Annotated in this window: 15 protein-coding genes; 6 read left to right on the top strand and 9 right to left on the bottom strand. The window is 42.6% G+C overall.

What is annotated here, in order from left to right; translation table 11 throughout:
- Positions 1-14 precede the first annotated feature (14 nt).
- The 5 genes from M5U24_RS01925 to M5U24_RS01905 form a co-directional block, all read right to left on the bottom strand.
- On the bottom strand, positions 15-1,178 hold the full coding sequence (locus tag M5U24_RS01925; RefSeq protein ID WP_197705307.1) for a cytochrome D1 domain-containing protein: 1,164 nt from the start codon (positions 1,176-1,178) through the stop codon (positions 15-17).
- Complete coding sequence (locus M5U24_RS01920) at positions 1,166-2,254, bottom strand: radical SAM protein (protein ID WP_099323868.1); 1,089 nt, start codon at positions 2,252-2,254, stop codon at positions 1,166-1,168. Before M5U24_RS01920 ends, M5U24_RS01925 begins: the two co-directional genes overlap by 13 nt.
- Positions 2,238-3,947, bottom strand: a complete 1,710-nt coding sequence (locus tag M5U24_RS01915) for a nitrite reductase (protein WP_099323869.1) — start codon at positions 3,945-3,947, stop codon at positions 2,238-2,240. The genes M5U24_RS01920 and M5U24_RS01915 overlap by 17 nt, the downstream gene beginning before the upstream one ends.
- Entirely contained in the window at positions 3,947-4,372 is a 426-nt protein-coding gene (locus M5U24_RS01910; RefSeq protein ID WP_157820320.1) for a c-type cytochrome, read from the bottom strand. Before M5U24_RS01910 ends, M5U24_RS01915 begins: the two co-directional genes overlap by 1 nt.
- 70 nt (positions 4,373-4,442) lie before the next feature.
- Positions 4,443-6,308: a nitrite reductase gene (locus M5U24_RS01905; RefSeq protein ID WP_197705308.1), complete on the bottom strand. Its 1,866-nt coding sequence runs from the start codon at positions 6,306-6,308 to the stop codon at positions 4,443-4,445.
- A 1,100-nt stretch (positions 6,309-7,408) separates the two neighbouring features.
- Between M5U24_RS01905 and M5U24_RS01900 the strand changes: the two genes are divergently transcribed.
- From M5U24_RS01900 to M5U24_RS01880, 5 genes are all read left to right on the top strand, one after another.
- Positions 7,409-7,738 carry a hypothetical protein gene (locus M5U24_RS01900; RefSeq protein WP_099323872.1) on the top strand — a complete coding sequence of 110 codons (330 nt, stop codon included), beginning with the start codon at positions 7,409-7,411 and terminating at the stop codon, positions 7,736-7,738.
- A gap of 479 nt (positions 7,739-8,217) precedes the next feature.
- On the top strand, positions 8,218-8,442 hold the full coding sequence (locus M5U24_RS01895) for a hypothetical protein (protein ID WP_164995173.1): 225 nt from the start codon (positions 8,218-8,220) through the stop codon (positions 8,440-8,442).
- Positions 8,443-8,719: 277 nt separating this feature from the next.
- The gene (locus M5U24_RS01890) at positions 8,720-8,989 is read left to right on the top strand and encodes a response regulator (RefSeq protein WP_099323874.1); all 270 of its coding nucleotides are present in this window, start codon (positions 8,720-8,722) and stop codon (positions 8,987-8,989) included.
- Between the two features lie 64 nt (positions 8,990-9,053).
- Positions 9,054-9,446: a response regulator gene (locus tag M5U24_RS01885; RefSeq protein WP_099323875.1), complete on the top strand. Its 393-nt coding sequence runs from the start codon at positions 9,054-9,056 to the stop codon at positions 9,444-9,446.
- Positions 9,447-9,742: 296 nt separating this feature from the next.
- Positions 9,743-12,007 carry a PAS domain S-box protein gene (locus tag M5U24_RS01880; RefSeq protein ID WP_099323876.1) on the top strand — a complete coding sequence of 755 codons (2,265 nt, stop codon included), beginning with the start codon at positions 9,743-9,745 and terminating at the stop codon, positions 12,005-12,007.
- Positions 12,008-12,135: 128 nt separating this feature from the next.
- On the opposite strand, the gene M5U24_RS01875 is transcribed toward M5U24_RS01880, so the two are convergent.
- From M5U24_RS01875 to M5U24_RS01860, 4 genes are all read right to left on the bottom strand, one after another.
- On the bottom strand, positions 12,136-12,705 hold the full coding sequence (locus tag M5U24_RS01875) for a nitroreductase family protein (protein WP_099323877.1): 570 nt from the start codon (positions 12,703-12,705) through the stop codon (positions 12,136-12,138).
- 682 nt (positions 12,706-13,387) lie between these two features.
- A complete protein-coding gene (locus M5U24_RS01870; RefSeq protein ID WP_298201406.1) occupies positions 13,388-15,346 on the bottom strand; it encodes a BCCT family transporter in 1,959 nt (652 codons plus the stop codon).
- A 26-nt stretch (positions 15,347-15,372) separates the two neighbouring features.
- The gene (locus M5U24_RS01865; RefSeq protein WP_298201404.1) at positions 15,373-16,245 is read right to left on the bottom strand and encodes a class I SAM-dependent methyltransferase; all 873 of its coding nucleotides are present in this window, start codon (positions 16,243-16,245) and stop codon (positions 15,373-15,375) included.
- Entirely contained in the window at positions 16,242-17,084 is an 843-nt protein-coding gene (locus tag M5U24_RS01860) for a class I SAM-dependent methyltransferase (protein ID WP_197705309.1), read from the bottom strand. The genes M5U24_RS01865 and M5U24_RS01860 overlap by 4 nt, the downstream gene beginning before the upstream one ends.
- 787 nt (positions 17,085-17,871) lie before the next feature.
- Here M5U24_RS01860 and M5U24_RS01855 point away from each other — a divergent pair.
- Entirely contained in the window at positions 17,872-19,185 is a 1,314-nt protein-coding gene (locus tag M5U24_RS01855; protein ID WP_099323880.1) for a TldD/PmbA family protein, read from the top strand.
- Positions 19,186-19,687: the final 502 nt, after the last annotated feature.

Below are 19,687 nucleotides of genomic sequence, written 5' to 3'. Positions count from 1 at the left end.
TTCAGATTTAACATTTATGATTCATCCGGCAATATAAATATCCCGGATGGAGTAGGAACTGTTATCTCGTCTAAGACCTTCCATTCATTTGTATCAAGGACTCTTACAGTATTATCAAAATAAGATGAGAGATAAAGCCTCCTGCTATCTTCAGAAAATCTTATATGCATTATCCTCTTTCCCGCCTTTATATCGTTTAAGACCTTTCTGCTTTTAGCGTCTACCACCGTCAGAAAATCTTCCTTATCACCGCTGTAGTTTACCGCAATATACCTGCCGTCAGGAGAGACGGCAACAAATACGGGAAGCCCTGTCAAATCAATATAGCCGCTGTGCTTAAAGCTGTTGATATCTACAATATGAAGCCTCCTCTCTCCGACTGCCGGGATAAATGCGCTGTCCTTATACACTCCCCACGTGCCAAAATGAGGTATCTTAAATATCGCCTCACCTTCGCCCCTCCTCAAATTCCTTCTGGAATAGTTCATGGTATTTACGTCAAGCATACCAACGCTTCCCTTATTAAAAAGTCCAACTATATATTTATTCTCAGACATAAGTGCGTCAAAAGGCATACCGCCCGCATTTTTTATCATCTTATGCACTTCAAAATTCTTTTCCGAATCAAGCACCCATATCTCATCTTTATCCATGAGGGCAAATATCAGAAACCGCTTCCACGATTTTATACCTACGTTTTTTGAGTTTGTCTCAATCTTTTTTAATGTGCTAAGGCTCTCGTCAAGTATAACCACATCATGAGGGTCATAGTTTGCAACCGCCACCATATCTCCGGTAAATATAAAGCCTATACCGCTTTTACCGACCTTAACCTGCTTTATGAGGCTGTCAGAGACTGTCTCTATTTGCGAAAGGTAGCCGTCCCTGCTTATCACATACATAAAGTTTTTATTAAATTTTACAGTTGCATGGTTGAGGTTTCCAAGATTTCCAATCTCCCCGGAAAGAACACCGTTCTCTATTACAGCAAGCCTTTCCCTCTCCCTTTCAACAACATAAATCTTCTCTGCAAAAGCAGACGTAAGAGTGTAAAGAATAAATATTCCTGTTGTAACTACCATAAAAATGGCATAAAACAATTTTGTATAAGAACACGGGATTGCTTCGTTTTGTCCGGAATGGCTGGTCTTACCGGATTTAAACCTTATATATGACATGCCGGATCCTCCTCAAAATAATCTCCGTATCTGATATACGCCCTTGCCCTTGAATTTCCGTTGCATATCTCAATATAAGCGCATTTTCCGCATCTGCCATGGAGCCTCCGCGGGCTCTCTCTAAGCCTTGAAAGGATGCCGTTTGAATTCCATATCTCACAGAAACTCCTTGTCCTCACATTTCCAACTGCATCAGAAAAAAACGGATCGGGTTTTACATTGCCTTCAGAGTCAATATTCACAAGCCGCTTTCCTGCCTGATTCCCTCCCCATGTCCTTAACCTTTCATAAAGTCCGTCATATATATAGGGGTATCTCTTTTTAACAGCATTAAGAAGCATCACGGCATCTGCGTCATTGTTGCCCGTCACAACATTTATCGGAATATTGTTATCCACATATTCAAAAGACTTTTCAAGTATAAAGCCTATCGCCCGCCTGTAGCCATCGCGGTCTACATCATGCAAATCTCCGGCCCTGCCTGAATATACCAAGTGTGATATATATATCTTCTGTATGCCTTCCTTACGGGCAAGCTCAAATATAAACGGAAGGCTCTTCTGCGTGTTTTCAGTAAGCGTGAATCTCACACCGACCTTCAGACCGTTTTTCAGGCACAATCTTATCGCCCTCAGCGAATCCTCAAATGCACCCTTTCTGCCCCTGAATGAGTCATGTATCCCCGTCTCTCCGTCTATACTTATGCCTATGTAGTCAAGCTGCTCTTTTATTCTGTTTATATTATCTTCCCCTATAAGAATACCGTTTGTTGAGAGATAAGTCTTTATCCCTGCCTTTTTCAGTTCGCAGGTTATATCGAAGATATCCTTCCTCATAAGCGGTTCACCGCCTGAAAGTATTGCTAATTTTACCGCTGACTGTTTAAACTGTTGTATAAGACTTATTGTATCTTCACTGCCAAGTTCTTTACCTTTTATCTGATTTGCATATGCGTAGCAGTGTTTGCATGTGAGATTGCAGTTGTTTGTAATATTCCATATAACAATAGCGCCGCTAAATGGTCTGCAACCTTTTTTGGAAAGAGAATCTTTTACGTATTCAGTTATCCTTAGCATTTGCGGATTCCTTTATAAAACTAAGAAGAAACTCCACCTCTTCTGCGCCTGTCTTTATCTCCGGCATAGTTGCCTTCGCATAGCCGAGGGTCTTGTATGCGGTCTGGGGGTTTGTTATATATGCCCTTATCATATTTTCGTTACTGTTTTCATATATCCATCTGAAAGAAGGGCCAAACGCCTCATACGTGGGATGGTGGCATCCCCAGCACTTTTGCCTGAAGACCTCCCCGCCAAGTTGAATTGGGTCATAGCGCCTGTTTTTATTTACAAAATTATATTTTCCAACAGGCAGGCTTGCGGGAAATCTCTTTTGCTCCTTCAATGTAAGCGCATCATACACGATAAGACTTCCGTCGTTTTCATAGATACTTAAATATGCAGTGCCGCCGTCTCCGCTTATTTCGGTATGCATCATCTTTTTGCCTTTTACAGGAACTATTCTTTTCTGTGAAAGTTCCCTTTTGTCTATTAAGACGAGTTCATCGCTGCCGTTATCAACCCATAAATACGGATTATTGGAGTTTGTCCTCACAAAAAAACCGCTCCCGCCAACGTCTATCTTCCCCAAAAACGCCCAGTCATACATCCGCCATATCGTCAGGTATGTCTTTCCTATATGCGCAGTGGCAAAATAAAACGAGCCTTTATCATACCAGTAGGATGCAGAAAAAAGATGTGGCATGCTTTCTATCGGATATTCAAAGATCTGTTTTCTGTCTTCAATGCTGTATACCTGAAGAAGCTTGCCGTTTCTTGAGCTTCCTATTACATAGGAATCAAGCGGATCTATAAAAAAATCATCAAAAGGATTCATGATCTTTATATAGTCAATAGAAAGACTTTTCGTATTGATTATCCCAATAAGCGGTTTATCCCTGAATGTAAATATCGCCTCATCCCTCGAGTGAAGCTCGTATATAGCATTGATCTTTCCTTTAACAGGGATAACCTTTAATACAGGGTCGCTGCCCTTCTTTATGCTTTCAACATCAATAGCAACGATAGCTTCCGGAAGAATACATGCAGCAAACAACCGACTTCCGTCTCTTGAAAGCGATATATTCCTTAAATTCACACATACCCTTATCCTTCCATAAAACCCCCTGTCGGTATCATACATTCCGACCCAGCCGTCTCTTGCCGGTATGAAAAACTTCTTCGCATCAGGCGTAAACTTCAGACCGCCGTGAATATTGCTGAAATCAAACTTATCTAGTATGCTGTCTCCTTCCATGACCCATACCCTGTTAATGCCCCTCTCAACAACTACAATGAGGTTTTTTATGTCTTTTATCTTTAACGGCTCTGCATCCCCACCTGTGATTTCAAGGCTTTTTTTTATGTCATCTTCTTTCCATTCCACGGACATAGGCTTTCTGATAAATGCCACAATCATATTTATTTCTTCATCGTTCAGGTAGTCGAAAGAAGGCATTTGTGTTGCTGGAAGCCCATTCTTAATAATGTCTGCAAGGTCTTTATCAGAAAGATTTTTTAAAAGTGCAGGCAGAAGCGCAGAGGCAGTTGTTCCCATCCTTTGAGGATGATGACACGATGAGCAATATGCCTGATAAAGCAGTTCATCTTTAGTAGAAGCATTCAGGACGGGCACTGTAATAAAGCTTGTGCAGATAACAATAAACAGTATGCCTCCTGCCGTTACGAATAAGCTTTTACCGTGTACAGGCATTATTTACCAAACCTCTCGCGCACAAAGATTATCGCTTTCCATATATCATCTGCCGAGAGATTATCACCGCTGTCGGGCCCGAAAGAAGGCATCAGGGTACCAGACAAACCCTGCTCTATTAACCAGAATATATATCCATCCTCTTTTTGTGAAAAAAACTCTTTATTAAAAACGGGCAATGCGAATCCTTCCAATATACCACCTACACCATCGCCATTTTCCCCATGACACTTCGCACACTTCCTTGAATAAACAGACCGGCCCCTCTCAAGCGCTACTAATTTACTACTTCCTGCATACGGATTCTTGATAGCAAGGTATTTTTCCGGAATTTTTTTAGCCGTCTGTACATCCTCCGCATGGACAGACATCGGCACTATCAATATAAACGCAATAATCGCTGTTTTGATTGCCATTAAACCCATATTACTACCCTCCTTAACATCTAAATTTTGGATGCCGGAAGGCTTCCCTTCCGGCATCCAGGCCTAAGTTTTAGTAAATATCAAGCCTTGTGTTATAGACATTAAATTTGCCCGTCGGAGTTACAAGTCTTGGATCTGTGATCCTTGCCTTCTCTGTAAGCGTTTCATCGTCAAATACAATAATCTCTCCTTCCCTATCCCAGACAGATATCCATAACTCATCGCCCCCTTTATTATATTCCATATGGACAATCCTGCCCTTGTCTGTAAGTTTCAATACTTTTGGTTCCTTGTCAAGATGCCTGATATCGTAAACCGTAACGCTTCTTTGTGCATCTACATCTTTTGAGAGTGTATGGTCTACCCACAGGTGGTGGCTCTTTGGATGGGTCTTGATAAACAATCCGCCGTCCCCTGCAACCTTGAGCTTTCTTACTACCTTCCATCTGTTTTCAGTCTTGTCATGTCTTGGTTTTGTGCATACAAGGGCCACTGCCGCTTCTCCGAGATGCGGTGTTGCATAAACCCATCCGTATTCGGGGTCCTTAAAGTTTGTCCCCCTTCCGGGGTGAGGTTTAATACCGGTCTCTACAATAGCCTCAAGCTTTTTTGTCTTTGTATCAACAACAACAAGCTTATCCCTCATGTTGGCTGCAACGAGAAAATATCTGTGTGATTTGTCCCATCCGCCGTCATGGAGGAATCTCTCCGATTCAATTGTAGTGACCTTGAGATTTTTTATGTCAGAGTAATCCACAAGCAGGATGAGTCCTGTCTCTTTAACATTTAACACCCATTCAGGGGCAAAATGCGATGCAACGATAGAAGCCACCCTTGGCTCAACATGGTATTCCTGTGTATCATAGGTGTAGCTCCTTGTGCTTACAATCTTCAGCGGCTCAAGCGTAAGACCATCAAGGATAACGTAGCTTGGAGGCCAGTAATTTCCCACCACGGCAAGCTTATCAACAAAGTCCCCCTTTCTGCCTTTATACTTACTGCTCTCAATTGACCTAGCATCAAGCCCGGTCTTAACCTCTGCAATAGTCTGTATAGGGTCCATCCAGAGGTCAACGAGTGTCGCCTTGGCGTCCCTGCCAATCGTATAGAGGTATCTGCCTGATTTTGAATACCTGAGGGTATGCACGGCAAACCCCGAATCCAGAACAGATACTACCTCTTTGGTATCGCCGTCAATTATGGCAATCTTACCGGCGTCCCTCAAAATTACTCCAAAGAAATTCTCCCAGTTTCTATGGTGCACAGGTTTTGTAGGTCTCTTTTCAACCGGCACATAAACTTTCCATGTCGCCCTGATGTCTTTCATGTTAAACTCAGGCGGAACCTCCGGCTCCATTTGGATATACTTCGCAAGGAGCTCAGCATCTTCCATCGTATAAATATTAACACCTGCGCCCCATCCTGGCATACCGCCTTTCGTTCCGTTAAAGATTATATTTTTGAGTCTCTCCGTGCCCATAGGCTTCGTCCTGTCAGGTGTAAGGGCATTACCCGTTGCACCTTTCCTTAGCATACCATGACATCCGCCGCATCTGTTAAAATACTCCCAGTTTGCCTTCTTATATTCTTCTCCTGAAAGCTGCACCTCCGCATTAGGTTTTGCCACCTGACGACCTTCTTCCGAAAGCTCAGCCTCAGCCTTCTGAACAACGTTTGCCTTCTTATATTCTTCTCCTGAAAGCTGTGCCTCCGCATTAGGTTTTGCCACCTGACGACCTTCTTCCGAAAGCTCAGCCTCAACCTTCTGAACAACGTTTGCCTTCTTATATTCTTCTCCTGAAAGCTGCGCCTCCGCATTAGGTTTTGCCACCTGACGACCTTCTTCCGAAAGCTCGGCCTCAGCCTTCTGAACAACGCCAGTACCCATAATCACAAATGAGAAAACGGATATCACAATTACCAACCATAACTTCATACATCCTCCTTTCGTTTACCGAAGTGCTTTGTGCAGGGCTTAAAAGCCTTGCAGATACCTTTATTACAGCCCTTTTTCTTTAATTAAAGGTAATATATGACTGCGATTTGTATTACCAAGGCCGAGAAGTAATCTGTACTATAGTCAAATAAATCTATTTTTCGAAAAACATTACAGGTAGGGGCGAAGCATTTGCCTGCATATAAGAGAGAGACGTAAAATGCTGTACATACGTCAACCCCGCTACGTTGAAGGAATTATGCTGTACGCATGCAAATGCTTCGCCCCCATTTTCCAAAAAGCCAAATTACCGCTAAGGTTCTAAAATCAGATTTGTTTGACTATATATCAGGCGGAGGGAGCAATTGACTATCAGAGAGGAACCATCGGCTTTTGCCCAATTACTGACAACTTATAATATTTTTCATCAGTCCCGGGTTTTCACTTAGCTGGTTATTATTTGTGAAGATCAAAAGTGAAAATCTATCTATATATACAAGTTGTTCAAATCTTCGGTTACGGTAATATCCCGAATTCAATGATGAAAACTTGCATACCATAATGATTAACACATTCTGTTCCTTATTTTCAGAAGTACATATCAATAGTCCTATTTCCCTTATACCACTGATCTTGCGGAATACGCCTTTTACAATATGAATTATAAAACTGTATTTCCTTTTGCAATATGTTATGCACATGTGAAAAGAATTTGAAGCTAACATTCTGGGGACATCATAAAATCATTGACTTATGTTGAAAAATAATTACAATCCCGTCGCTTTTAGGGCGGTTCACCAAGCACCCTTATTCAGGCTATTTTAGCCCCCTACGGAGCTTCTGTATAAAAATTGCCTATGTTGGTTATTTATATTTCGCTACCATTGTATTATTTCAAAATACTAAATATTTATAAATTCCCGCAACTAAACAACACAATCAGAATGGAAGGGATTACCATGAGTATACGCATGGTTGACGATTCTCCGGACGTACATTTTCAACTCAAATTTTTCCTGAATTCCAACGGTTACACCTCAAGAAAAATACGGAGGAGAAGAATTTGTCGCGGTCTTGCCTGATATGGAGTTAGAAGGTGCATGCCAGATAGCGGAAAACATACGTATAAACTACGTATAAACATTGATGCGCCAAAAATTGCCCTTCAGGAGTCGCATGTTTGCGGCCTGGTTACCGTCAGTATGGGGATTGCAACGACGATTTCCGATCCGGACTTAAACTCTGACATTTTGATTGATTATGCGGACAAGGCATATACCAGGCTAAAAATGAAGGACGTAACAGGGTTAAAATTTTTCAGCGCAGCGATACGGAGAAGACTTAGTATCTTATCAGTTACTTCTTTGTACTTTCAGGCAAAATACTTAATGGTGAAATCCGATAATTGTGAAATACGAAACAAATTCTAATGACAAAATGATTCGAAATTCTAAACAAATACATCTTTCGTGTCTAACATTTAGTGATTCATATTGCTGCCTGTCTGTGCGTGATCGCACGCAGACAGGTATGTTTTGGATTTGTTTTGAATTTTAGTAACTATTCAGCGTAAAACATTACACAACTCCCGGCGGGTTCACTCATTAGAAGGCTTTTGTCAAGGACAAAAGCCTTCTAATGAGTGAACCCGCGAATGGTGGGATAAGTGAGAATTCGGCGTAGCCTCCCAATTTATGATATCAGGCGAGGATGACTTCAGCTCAGGCAAAATCGTTGGAGGCGACTTTGACGAAAGCATTGTGAAAGCAAAGGCATATTTGTTGTTTCTTGGCATGAAGTATAGGTTTTAATATGCATGGGAGAAAAGATGCATTATGATGTGATTATTATCGGCGGTGGTTCGGCAGGGTAGACCTGATATTATTATGAAAAGATGTTTGCGTTACAAATGGCAGAGAAGGAACTCAGGGACATGCTGAAAGTTGTTTTAAAGACATTTGATTTAAGGGAATTAATCCACATAATACCAAAAGAAGATTATTTACTTGTCCTTGAAGAGGCAAAATATTTTATGGAAGACTCCGTTATCAGCGAGATTCACGCAATGCCCGGTTTCTTTTCCAAAAATAAGATTGCATCAAGATTAAATAATGGATTTGAGTTTGATCGCTGACTGGAAGTCACGGCTAAAGCCGATGTTTTCGTTATACTGATCTCCGCCATAAATGGCGGAGTTAAAGGATAACCAGCTTTCTTCTATGAACTAAACCCGACTTCCGGTCTGGGATGCGGAACAAAAGTCGCGTGAAGAAATCCAACCCGGAAATTTAAACGGAGTCAAAGTCCTTATTTTAGATGACAATGACACGAACCGCTTAATTTTGATGGAAATGCTTTCAGGTTGGGGAGCTATTGTATCGGAGGCGTCATGCGGAGAATAAGTGCTGGAGATGCTTAAGGATGCAACTATTGCGGACACACCCTTTTGGGTACTTCTGCCGGACTGCCGCATGCCAGGCATGGATGGGTTTCAGGTTGCGGAAAATATTAAAAACGATCCGAAACTTGATGGAATAACGGTTATGATGCTTAACTCTGACAACAGAAACAGCGATTCTGACAGGGCTAAAAAATTAGGGGTGCATTCCCGATTTTTTGCAAATATTCGCACCTACATGTTGGCTAACAGGTATTGTATCGCAAACATCTTGTTTGATTAACCCTGACAGGGTTTGGAACCCTGTCAGGGTTGTTTCTGTCATTTTCAAGCGGTAAAAGACAGGCTTGAAACCTGTCTCTACGTTACTGTTAACCCCTACTGATTGTTTTTTTGCAAAAAATCTGGAATGCATCCCATCGTATATTGTCAAGCCGGTAAAACGTAGTGAACTTTTAAATACCATCGGTCTTGCCGTGAGAAAAACACAAACTCTCACGAAGGAACCAATAAGAGAAGACTTGCCGAATAATCGTGAAGATATTGATTTATTGAATATCCTTCTCGTTGAAGATTATATTTATAACCGCATTGTCGTTCAGTCATATTTAAAAAACAGCGCCAACATTGATATTGCAGAGAATGGAAAGATCGGTGTAGAAAAATTTAAGTTAAAAAAGTATGATATCTTATTAATGGATTTGCAAATGCCGGTGCAGAACAAAGCGGGAGAAACGTAGTTACAGTAATCCCCGACCTTAAAGAATCTGAATTGGCAATGATTATAGAAGCATGCGCAAAGGAAAGACATTCAGAAAAGATACAAATACAATTAAAAGAATTTTCAAATTACATGGAAACCCTTAAGGTTGTTTATGGAAAAAACTGAGCACAAAACCATTCTGCCGAAACCATGTAATCTCACTAAAAAGATCTATTCCCCGAATAGTTACCAAAAAAGAAACACAATACATTGAATACATCTTTCTCATGAACCGTAAAATAACTTCCCATTAATGGAGATTTAAAAACAACTATGCAAAAAACACTTAAGACATTAGAAGAGTCATGCAATTATTATAAAAACCTTTATAATACTTCTCCCATTGGCTATGTCTCTTTAGATAGCAATGGTCTTATACGGGAAATAAACCAAACCGGGGCAAAGCTGCTGGGAGTAGAACAAAATAAATTAACAAATACTTCTTTTCTTGATTTTGTGACGGCAGAAACTTCTGATATTTTTTTAAATCATCTGAAACAATGCGAACATTCTATTGAACAGGTAATTTCTGAAATAATCATTTCAGCAAAAGGGCACCACCGTACAACCCTCCAATTGATCAGCATAAAAAACAAAGATGAGAATGGTTGCACCATTTACAGAACCGCTATAGTTAATACTTCGGGAGGTTTACAGCAAAGCATTTCCGGCAGGGACAAACCATTTGTTGACTATGAAAACGCCACAACAGAAGCACTTGCAAAAGAAAACAAGAGGCTTAGAGAGGAATTGTCCGGACATTTAAGGGCAGAAGAAGACCTGCGCAAATTATCACGCGCAATAGAACAAAGTCCATGCACCGTAGTAATCACCAACGCAAAAGGCATTATTGAATACGTCAACCCCAAGTTTACTCAGTTGACCGGCTATGCGCCTGAAGAGGTAGTTGGGAAAAACCCGAATATCTTAAAACCAGACAATATTCTGGCAGAGGAATTTGACCATTTATGGAAGACAATTACTTCTGGAAAAGAATGGCAGGGAAAATTTCGTAACAAAAAAAAGAACGGCGATTTGTATTGGGAATATGCATATATATCTCCCGTAAAAAACCAATCAGACAGCATCACTCATTTTATCGCGGTAAAAGAAGACATCACCGAACGCTTAAAAGCTGAGGAAGAATTAAGTAAATTTTCACGCGCCATCGAACAAAGTCCCGTCATCACCATTATAACCAATTCCAGGGGCATCATAGAATACGTTAATCCACGGTTCACAGAATCAAGCGGTTACACCGCCAAAGAGGTTATCGGGAAAAACCCCCGCGTTCTCAAGCCGGAAAACATTTCTTCCGAAGAGTTTGCAGAACTATGGAAGACCCTTCTTTCGGGGAAAGAACTTAATGGAGAATTTTGCTGCAAAAAGAAGAACGGTGAAATGTATTGGGAAAATGTATATCTCTCTCCAATCAGAAACCATGAGGGCAAAATCACCCACTTTATCATTGTAAAAGAGGATATCACCGAACGTAAACTGATGGAAGAAGAGCGGATCAGGCACATTAAAGAATTGGAAGACCTGATGTCTTTTTCTACAATCATCAACGAAGAAGATGTACAGGAAGAAGCTCTTTTTAAACATCTTGTCTCTGCACTGCAAAAAAACTTTGCTCCGGACATCGCTGCCGCAATCATGCTTGACAAGGAAAAAAACATGCTTTACCTGCCGGTCATTGACCCTGTAATGCACGCCGGGGAATTAATACATAAGGAAGCAATACTTGACCCTTCACTGTGCAAAGTAATGAATACCGGGAAAAAATCCATCGTAAATGATATTACCACCGAATCTCCGTGTGAATGTATTGTAACACACGGGAAAAGAGGCGGGTATGTTTGTTTTCCCATCATTATTGGAAACAAGACAGCAGGTATGGTGCTCATGATGAAAAAAGAATTCAGCACATGGAAAAACAAAAAAACCCAAAGGCTTATGTCTAATTATACAGAAACGGCAGCGCTCGCTCTGCACAAATTGGAACTTCTTGAGATAGCAAAACATACAAACGTGATGGACGAATTTCAAGGAATATACAATAAACGGTATTTTACAGAACTATTGACAAAGCAACTCGCAGTGGCAAAAAGAAGGGACGAAAACCTAAGCCTTCTTATATTGGGTCCCGACAATCACAAAGCGACAACCGAAACATACGGCTCCAATAATGCGGGGAATCTCCTCCTGCAGCAGATAGCGGGAGTCTTAAGCGACTCGGTCAGTAATTCCGATATTATAGCAAGGTATGATAAAGCGGAATTCGCCATTATTATGCCGGCAACCTTTGCCACAAGGGCGCTGGTGAAAGCAGACGGAATCAGACAACGCGTAGAATATACCGGTTTTCATGATCCGGCTTCAGGCAATCAGGTAAACATTACTATCAGCATCGGCATCTCCTCATTTCCGGAACACGCATCCGAAGTGGAACCTTTGGTGACGCTCGCAAATAAGGCCTTCTACAAAGCGAAAAACGATGGAGGAAACAGGGTTGAAGCCATTGTTACTTCCAGATAAGTTAATGCCCCCTGCTTTCTTATTAATGGAGAATATGACACGGTCGGCAGTCTACAGTCATCAAATTGCAGATTGAGGACTGCCGACTGTAGATTGTGGACTGCCGATTGAAAAGTTACAAGCCCTGTCTAAGGAATAATAATTTCCACTAACGCCCGCTTCGGTACATGGTGTATCATTTCCTTGTCCCTCCAGTATTTTATGTCCCCGTCGCTGCCCACCGGCTCAATAAGCACCTTCTCCTTCGGTTTTCCCAGCGCCAATACAAGAAGGATTTCATACTCACCGGGAATGTTCAATACGTTTCGCAATCCTTCTTTCTGTATTGATCCAATAATACATCCACCAAGCCCATTTTCCGTTGCCCCAAGGAGAATACTCTGCGCCGCAACGCCATGGTCGCACCAAAAGTTTTTGCTGATAGTGGTATCCCCAAGCATTACTATATATGCAGAAGGCCTCTCCCCTTCCACAGGCCCGGGCCAGTCCTGCAGGTAACCCGCCCAGGCAAGATGCGGGAATATTAAGGCATTCTTTTGTACGTCACAGGAAAGCATATATTTCAACGGCTGCATGTTGCCGGCAGATGCAGAAAGTCGTGCGTAATCTACAAGGGTTTCCAATACTTCCCTCTCTATCAGAAATTCCTGATAAAATCTCCGGTAACTTCTGTTTTTTATAATCATATCTTTCAGCATTTTTGCCCTCCTTCATAACTTCTCAAAAAGTTTAGGTTTTTATAATAATTTCGTAACACTTTAGTTTTTTGAAAAAACAAAAACGCTCGTTCCCAAGCTCCGCAGACTGGGTCAAATGAACTTTGTTGCCTCAAAAGTGGGGGCAACTCCTCGCATTATGCCTGTTTTCGACCCTATTTAGTGCTGTTTTTCCCATTAAAGTGGAGAATGCCTGTCGTAAAATAGGATAAATTGTCCATTTGACCCAGTCTGTCCGGCTTGGGAACGCAATGGTATTGGAAGCTCTCGCTTCCACTCAGCAAGCATTATTCGGCTCAAAATAGGACGCCAAATATCTTGATAATATACTGAAAAGTATAAGCTGACATGTGCCCATTCTCTTTTTCATTCGAAGCTGGAGCTTCTCAAACAATCCCGTTCCCAAGCCGGAGCTTGGGAACGAGCGTTTTTTTTTCATAGAACTAAAGTGTTACATAATTTCTACCTTCTACAGTCTGCAATCTACAATCTACAATCGGCAATATACCGACTGTAGATTGCAGACCAATGTCATTAAATTAAGCAGCCGGCAGCAAAAAGTCCCCCTTTAAAAAAGAGGATAAAGGGGGTTGCTTTTAATCAAATATCCTTAACTTAATGACATTGGATTGCCGATTGCCGACTGTCTTGTATCTGGATTTATTTAACCGGAATCATATTCCGCCTGTCTAACGGTAAATACCGGACAGTGCGCCTTGCGTACAACCGTTTCTGCAACACTGCCCATAATTGCATGGGATATACCCGTTCTGCCGTGCGTGCCCATTACAATCAGGTCGATAGCATACTCCCTTGCCGCCTTAACTATTTCAACAAATGGAACCCCCTGTACGATGATACTCTCAACGGGCATCTTGCTCCGGATGTCTTCTTGTACGCATCTGAGCAGTCTCTCCTTTAATTCTTTGATAGCACTTTCATCCCCGATATTGAAGCGGTAAAGCACCGGCTCATTGACACCATGGACACGCGCATCAAGTACGTGTATCAAATAGAGTTTTGATCCATATTTGCCGGCAATCTCTATTGCATAATTTAATGCCTTTTCTGAATATATGGAGTAATCTACCGGACATAGAATGTTTTTTGGTTCAGACTCAGGGGTGCGCGGATGAGTGACTTGGCAGTCCTTCCTAAGAGCGGTAAACAAGGCAAGGCACATGAAAACCATAATAACTGCGAAGGGAAGGGCAGTGACGATGGAGGCTGTTTGTAATCCGGCCAGGCCGCCGCTGAAAAGCAGTACCGCCGCGATGGAAGACAGGAGAATACCCCAAATCACCTTGGTCGAAGTGGGAGGGTTTGCACTGCCGTTGGTAGTAAGCATGCCCAGTACGAATGTGGCAGAGTCGGCAGAAGTAACAAAAAAGGTAACGATAAGGAGTGCAGCGAGGGTGCCGAGTACGATGCCCAGGGGAAATTGCTCCAGGGTAATGAAAAGTGCAGAGGTCATGTCGGATTGTACGGCATCGGCAATACTGCCATCCTGAAAAAGATCAAAATATAGGGCTGATCCTCCAAATGCGGCAAACCAGAGGGCGCCGATAACGGACGGAACGAAGAGAACGCCTATCACAAATTCGCGAACAGTCCGGCCTTTGGAGATGCGGGCGATAAAGGTACCGACGAAGGGCGCCCATGCAATCCACCATGACCAGTAAAACAGTGTCCACGACCCAACCCATTCATCACCCTGTCTGAAGGGAGTGAGACGGAACGACATCTTCACGAACTCGTGTAAATAGCTGCCGAGAACGGTGGTAAAAGAATCCAGGATGAACACGGTGGGACCGCAAACCAGGACGAATGCGAGGAGGAGTCCGGCGATAAGCAGATTAATGTTGCTGAGATAGAGAATGCCTTTGTTGAGTCCTGTGCTGGCCGAGATGAGATATAAAACCGTAACAATAACTATGATCAGCATTTGGATAGGAACCGTGTTGGGAACGCCAAAAATATGATGCAAACCACCGTTTATTTGTAGGGTACCTAGACCAAGAGAAGTAGCCACTCCACAAACGGTAGCAAGGACGGCGAGTATATCAATAAGTTGGCCGATGGGACCGTCCACTTTCCGTCCGATAAGAGGGCGAAAGACCGTACTGATCAATCCGGATTCTCCTCTCCGGAATTGGGCGTAAGCCATGGAGAGGCCAATGACCGCATAAATAGCCCAGGGATGGAGGCACCAATGAAAGAAGGAATAGCGCAGCGCCATCCGGGCGGCTTCTGGCGAATGTGGTTCCGCCAGCCCGTGAGGCGGGTGTGCGAAATGATTCATCGGTTCAGCCACGCCGAAGAAAACGAGGCCGATACCCATGCCGGCGGAGAAGAGCATCGCAAGCCAGGATGAAAAGGAATATTCAGGCGGATCATCCTGTTTGCCGAGTTTAATATAGGCATAAGGGCTGAAGATGAGATAGAGGCAAAAGCCGACAAACCCAGCGGTGGATAAGAGATAAAACCAGCCAAAATTGTTGATGGTAAGGGTGAGAGTACTTTGGGCAGTATCGGCCAGGTGCTCATGGGCAAAATAACCCCAGAATACCAGCAGTGCAGTTAGAACGACAGAAACATAAAAAACCGGCGTATGATGCTTCATGAGATGGCGAAAATGCGCCCCCCCTATCATTGAACCGGTCTGGAGCCTACAAAACTATCCTGGAAAACATCCGGTTTTTGAAAAAGGAAAATGCCCCATTTGAGATACCCCTTCTCGCCGTTCTTAATCCAGTGACCCAATCCTGTTTTCATTCTCTCAATATATTCCGGTGTGCACTGCCGGACGATTTCTGTTTCCCGTCCGGTAATTTCCTCTAAAACACGTCTATAATGAATGGGGAGTTGGGAAGACAAATCTTCGAATTTTAGCTCAATCCAACCAAGTTGAGCGGCTATTTGGCGATAAACACCGGGCGAGCCAAGCGATTCGAGGTGAATTCGCGCCAGCACTGGGGCAAGAGCTTCCTTAGGGCATTCGTCACTTTGCATGGGGTCTGTGAAGATGAAGACCCCGCCTGGTTTGAGGACACGATGAACTTCCTCCAGCACTTTTTTGCGGTCGTCGCTGTGAAGGATGGCATCCTGTGACCAGACAACCTCAAAGCTATTCGGGGAAAACGGGATATTTTCAAAACTGCCGTCAACAACTTCGATGAGTGAATCCAATCCGGCTTCTTCGGTTTGTTGGCGGTTTTTTTGATTCTGGACATCGCTGAGGTTGAGGCAAGTGACCTCACATTGGAACTGCATGGCAAGATACCGTGCGGAGCCGCCGTAACCTGCACCGATATCGAGTACCCGGGTAGAGGCGTTCAGCCGCGGAAGGAAGGCACACATGGTTTCGACTGTGCGCCTGCTGGCCGCGAATATAGACTCGGAAGGATACCGATAGATCCCTATGTGGATGTCTTCACCTCCCCATACGGAGTAATAAAAACGGTCTGCGCTTTGATCGTTATAATAATCCCTGGTGGTTGTTTCGGGCCGGGAATAAGTCATAAGGCAATTTTCTCTGGTTCATTTTCGTAACGTTTCTCAGCGAGATGAATAAAGAAATCGGGATCTGCCTGATGGTAAGTTTCCTCGAAATCACCGACGGTGCGAATTGTCTGGAAACCAACTTCGAACATGAGTCTGCGTGTATAATCTTTTCGGAGGGGAAACATATTCAGGTGAAAATTGGAACCGTCGGTGAATTCATAGCGAAACCGTGCCAGGCCTTCATCAACATATTCGGGTTCAGCTCTGACGTTTTCTCCGCAGTAATAGTAAGTGTGTTTGGATTTGAAGCCTTCGTCAAGAATAATGTCATAATTCCGCTGGTCGAGAACAAGAATGCCATCATGGCGAAGGACGGCGTAAAATTCCGCGAGGGCTTTGCGCCGGTCATGTTCATTGAATAGATGGGTAAAGGAATTTCCCAGGCAAATCACGGCGTCAAATTTGCCGTGAACATCCCGATTAAGCCAGCGCCAGTCCGCCTGCACCGTGCGGAGAATAAAGCCGTGTTCACGCCCGGTAGCAAAGGCTTTGGCAAGCATTTCAGGGCTTCCATCAGCACTGACCACTTCAAAACCGGCTTTGAGCAGACGGATAGAATGAAAGCCTGTGCCGGTCGCAACGTCGAGGATTTTACGGGCGCCGCGGCGGCGGAGTTCTTCAATAAAAAATTCTCCTTCACTGGAGGCACGGGCATCCCAGTCGATCAACTCGTCCCATTTCTCCACAAAACTGTGAACGTATTCAGCCTTGTAATTATCGGTTCGCCGGATAGATTGAGGATTTTTGCCGAAATCCTGGTGGTTCTTTTTTGTACTTGTATTCGTATTCATTTTCATAATTTATAGATATTCCTCCTCTGGAGATTTTTAATACGATAAAAAGATAAATAGGTACGTTTCGTCGATCGGTATTTTTATGCTAACCAGCATGTAAATTTTTGTCAACCATAAAAAACGCTGTTAAAACAGCCCTTTCGAGGTATTTCAGATTGCCGGTTGCCTGTATCAAGCCTGATAACGAGGACATAGCATTTTATAAATCAGTAGTTTTTTTATTTTTTGATAAAGTATTTAATGGTGAAATCCGAAACAAAATAACATGATGATTTTTTGAAACATTTTATTTTTTTGAAAAAAACAGAATACTCTTTTACAAGTTCCGCTGACAGGGTCAAATGTTCAATATTCAATTCTCAAATTATTGCTCATGTGAATAATTTTAATTACCTATGCACTTGACTGAACTGACCTTAATTATGTAGTATGCAAACAAAGTATTTTCATATGAATCAACATAGTCTTTGCAAACTGAGTATATTAAACCTGACGGGGTTCGAAACGGGTGCATTCACGATTTTTTGTATATCTTCACACATTTTGTTTTTTTACAAAGAATTGTAATACTTTAGTCCTATGAAAAAAACCGCTCGTTCCCAAGCCGAAGCTTGGGAACGAGCATTTTTGTTTTTCCAAAAATCTAAACTGTTACAAAAAATCAGGAATGCTCCCTTCGAAATTCGAAACCGTGTCAGGATTGCTTCTTTCATTTTCAGGTAAAAATTTGTATGCAATACGGTAAGATGCACAAACAATTAATTTAAAATAACGGGGGGGTTTTATTCAAATGGACAAAATTGAAGAGAAGATTCTGGAACAGGCGCTAAAGCATACTGCACACGTTGAAGTTATTTATGAAGAAGGGGAAACACGTTCGGTAAGCTTCGAAAATAATAAACTAAAATACATTAATACTAAATCCGTCCGGGGTGTAGGCCTTCGGGTAATAAAGGATGGAAGGATTGGGTTTTCCTGCACCACCGATTTCAGAAAGCCTGAAAAACTTGTAGCAAATGCGTTGGAGAGCGCTGAATTCGGACAAATTGCCATGTTTGATTTTCCCCCGCAAAATAATTATCCGCAGGTGACAGTTTTTGACAGGGATGTTATTGACTTTCCCATTGAAAAATGTGTGCGCATAGGCAAAGAGGCTATTGAAAGGGCTTTGGCAGTAGATTCAAGCTATGAGTGCAGTGCAGGAATAGGGAAAGGACACGGAAAACAGCGTCTTCTCAATTCAAAAGGCCTGGACATTACCATTGAATCCACCTCGTTGGGCATTGGCATAGAAATCTTACATATTAAAGGACAAAGCCTGCTTTCAATCGGCGAAGGGGAGAGTTCAAAGAGACTTGCAACAGATCTCAATAAACACGTTGATAAAGCGCTCAACGATTTAAAACTAGCAAAGAAGGAAGTGAAATTAAAAACAGGTGACTACCCTGTTGTTGTTACGGCAAAAGCCATGGACATCTTTCTTTCCACATTTGAAGCAGGATGTAATGGGAAATTATTGCAAAAAGGCGCTTCGCCCCTCACCAACAGGCTGGGAGAGAAGATAATAGACGCGAGAGTAAGTATTTATGATGACGCAACTATCGATTTTGCTGATATGAGCTATCCTGTGGACTCCGAAGGGGTGCCTGCGCGTCGCACGCCATTATTTGAAAAGGGTGTGCTGATAAACTATATTTTCGATCTGCAGACCGCAGGCATTATGAAAACGCAATCAACCGGAAATGGCAACCGGGGGTTTTCTTCCCAACCGTCTCCTGGATACTCCAACATCATCGTTGAAACGGGTGATATGCCGTTTGACTCAATGGTGAAAGATATTAAATGTGGCATTCTGGTTGACCAGGTGCTTGGCGGAGGACAAAGCAATGTGCTGGCAGGTGAATTTTCCGTAAACATAGATCTCGGATACCTTATCGAAAACGGAGAAATTATTGGCAGGGTAAAGGATTGCATGATTGCAGGGAACGTATTTGATTTATTTAACAATATCGTTGCGATTGGTGATAGGGCGGAATGGCATGGGTCTACAAAAGTACCACCATTTTATTTTAAGTCAGTAAATGTGGCGGGAAATGCGGATTAAACTCCTGCGACATAATCGATTGGCTCAATAGTACATTATCAGTAATTTTTTGTAACTATTCAGCGTAATTTATTAAACTACCGGAGATCAGAGCGCAACTCGTTCCCAAACGGGTGCATTCCCGATTTTTTGTGACTTCCGCCATGTTTTAATAAAACGTACAGTAGTGTTAACCCTGACAGGGTTTCAAACCCTGTCAGGGTTGTTTTGCCCCAACTCCATGAACACTTACAAAAAATTGGGAATGCAATTGCACTGGAAACTTTGTTTCCAGAGAGGATCAGACTTGACAAATTACAAACTGTCTTAACTCTGTGATTTTATTCCCTATCTATCAGCAAACAGGCGAGAAACCGGAGTTTCTCGAACAAATGCATTCCCAAACTGGAGTTTGGGAACGAGCCGTGTATCGTTTACGCTGATATAGTTACAATTTTTTTGCATTTTTTGGCAAAATAATTAATGGTAAAATCCGAAGCACGAAATCCGAAATCCGAAACAA

The organism is Candidatus Kuenenia sp. (assembly GCF_027493735.1).
GTDB lineage: Bacteria > Planctomycetota > Brocadiia > Brocadiales > Brocadiaceae > Kuenenia > Kuenenia stuttgartiensis_A.
Note: the sequence above shows the minus strand (reverse complement) of the source record. Positions and strands in the feature narration are given on the sequence as shown.

Bases quoted from the DNA above. Each gene is read 5' to 3' on its own strand.
- M5U24_RS01925 (WP_197705307.1), bottom strand. From the start codon at position 1,178: ATGTCATATATAAGGTTTAAATCCGGTAAGACCAGCCATTCCGGACAA.
- M5U24_RS01920 (WP_099323868.1), bottom strand. From the start codon at position 2,254: ATGCTAAGGATAACTGAATACGTAAAAGATTCTCTTTCCAAAAAAGGT.
- M5U24_RS01915 (WP_099323869.1), bottom strand. From the start codon at position 3,947: ATGCCTGTACACGGTAAAAGCTTATTCGTAACGGCAGGAGGCATACTG.
- M5U24_RS01910 (WP_157820320.1), bottom strand. From the start codon at position 4,372: ATGGGTTTAATGGCAATCAAAACAGCGATTATTGCGTTTATATTGATA.
- M5U24_RS01905 (WP_197705308.1), bottom strand. From the start codon at position 6,308: ATGAAGTTATGGTTGGTAATTGTGATATCCGTTTTCTCATTTGTGATT.
- M5U24_RS01900 (WP_099323872.1), top strand. From the start codon at position 7,409: ATGCCAGATAGCGGAAAACATACGTATAAACTACGTATAAACATTGAT.
- M5U24_RS01895 (WP_164995173.1), top strand. From the start codon at position 8,218: ATGGCAGAGAAGGAACTCAGGGACATGCTGAAAGTTGTTTTAAAGACA.
- M5U24_RS01890 (WP_099323874.1), top strand. From the start codon at position 8,720: ATGCTTAAGGATGCAACTATTGCGGACACACCCTTTTGGGTACTTCTG.
- M5U24_RS01880 (WP_099323876.1), top strand. From the start codon at position 9,743: ATGCAAAAAACACTTAAGACATTAGAAGAGTCATGCAATTATTATAAA.
- M5U24_RS01875 (WP_099323877.1), bottom strand. From the start codon at position 12,705: ATGCTGAAAGATATGATTATAAAAAACAGAAGTTACCGGAGATTTTAT.
- M5U24_RS01870 (WP_298201406.1), bottom strand. From the start codon at position 15,346: ATGAAGCATCATACGCCGGTTTTTTATGTTTCTGTCGTTCTAACTGCA.
- M5U24_RS01865 (WP_298201404.1), bottom strand. From the start codon at position 16,245: ATGACTTATTCCCGGCCCGAAACAACCACCAGGGATTATTATAACGAT.
- M5U24_RS01860 (WP_197705309.1), bottom strand. From the start codon at position 17,084: ATGAAAATGAATACGAATACAAGTACAAAAAAGAACCACCAGGATTTC.
- M5U24_RS01855 (WP_099323880.1), top strand. From the start codon at position 17,872: ATGGACAAAATTGAAGAGAAGATTCTGGAACAGGCGCTAAAGCATACT.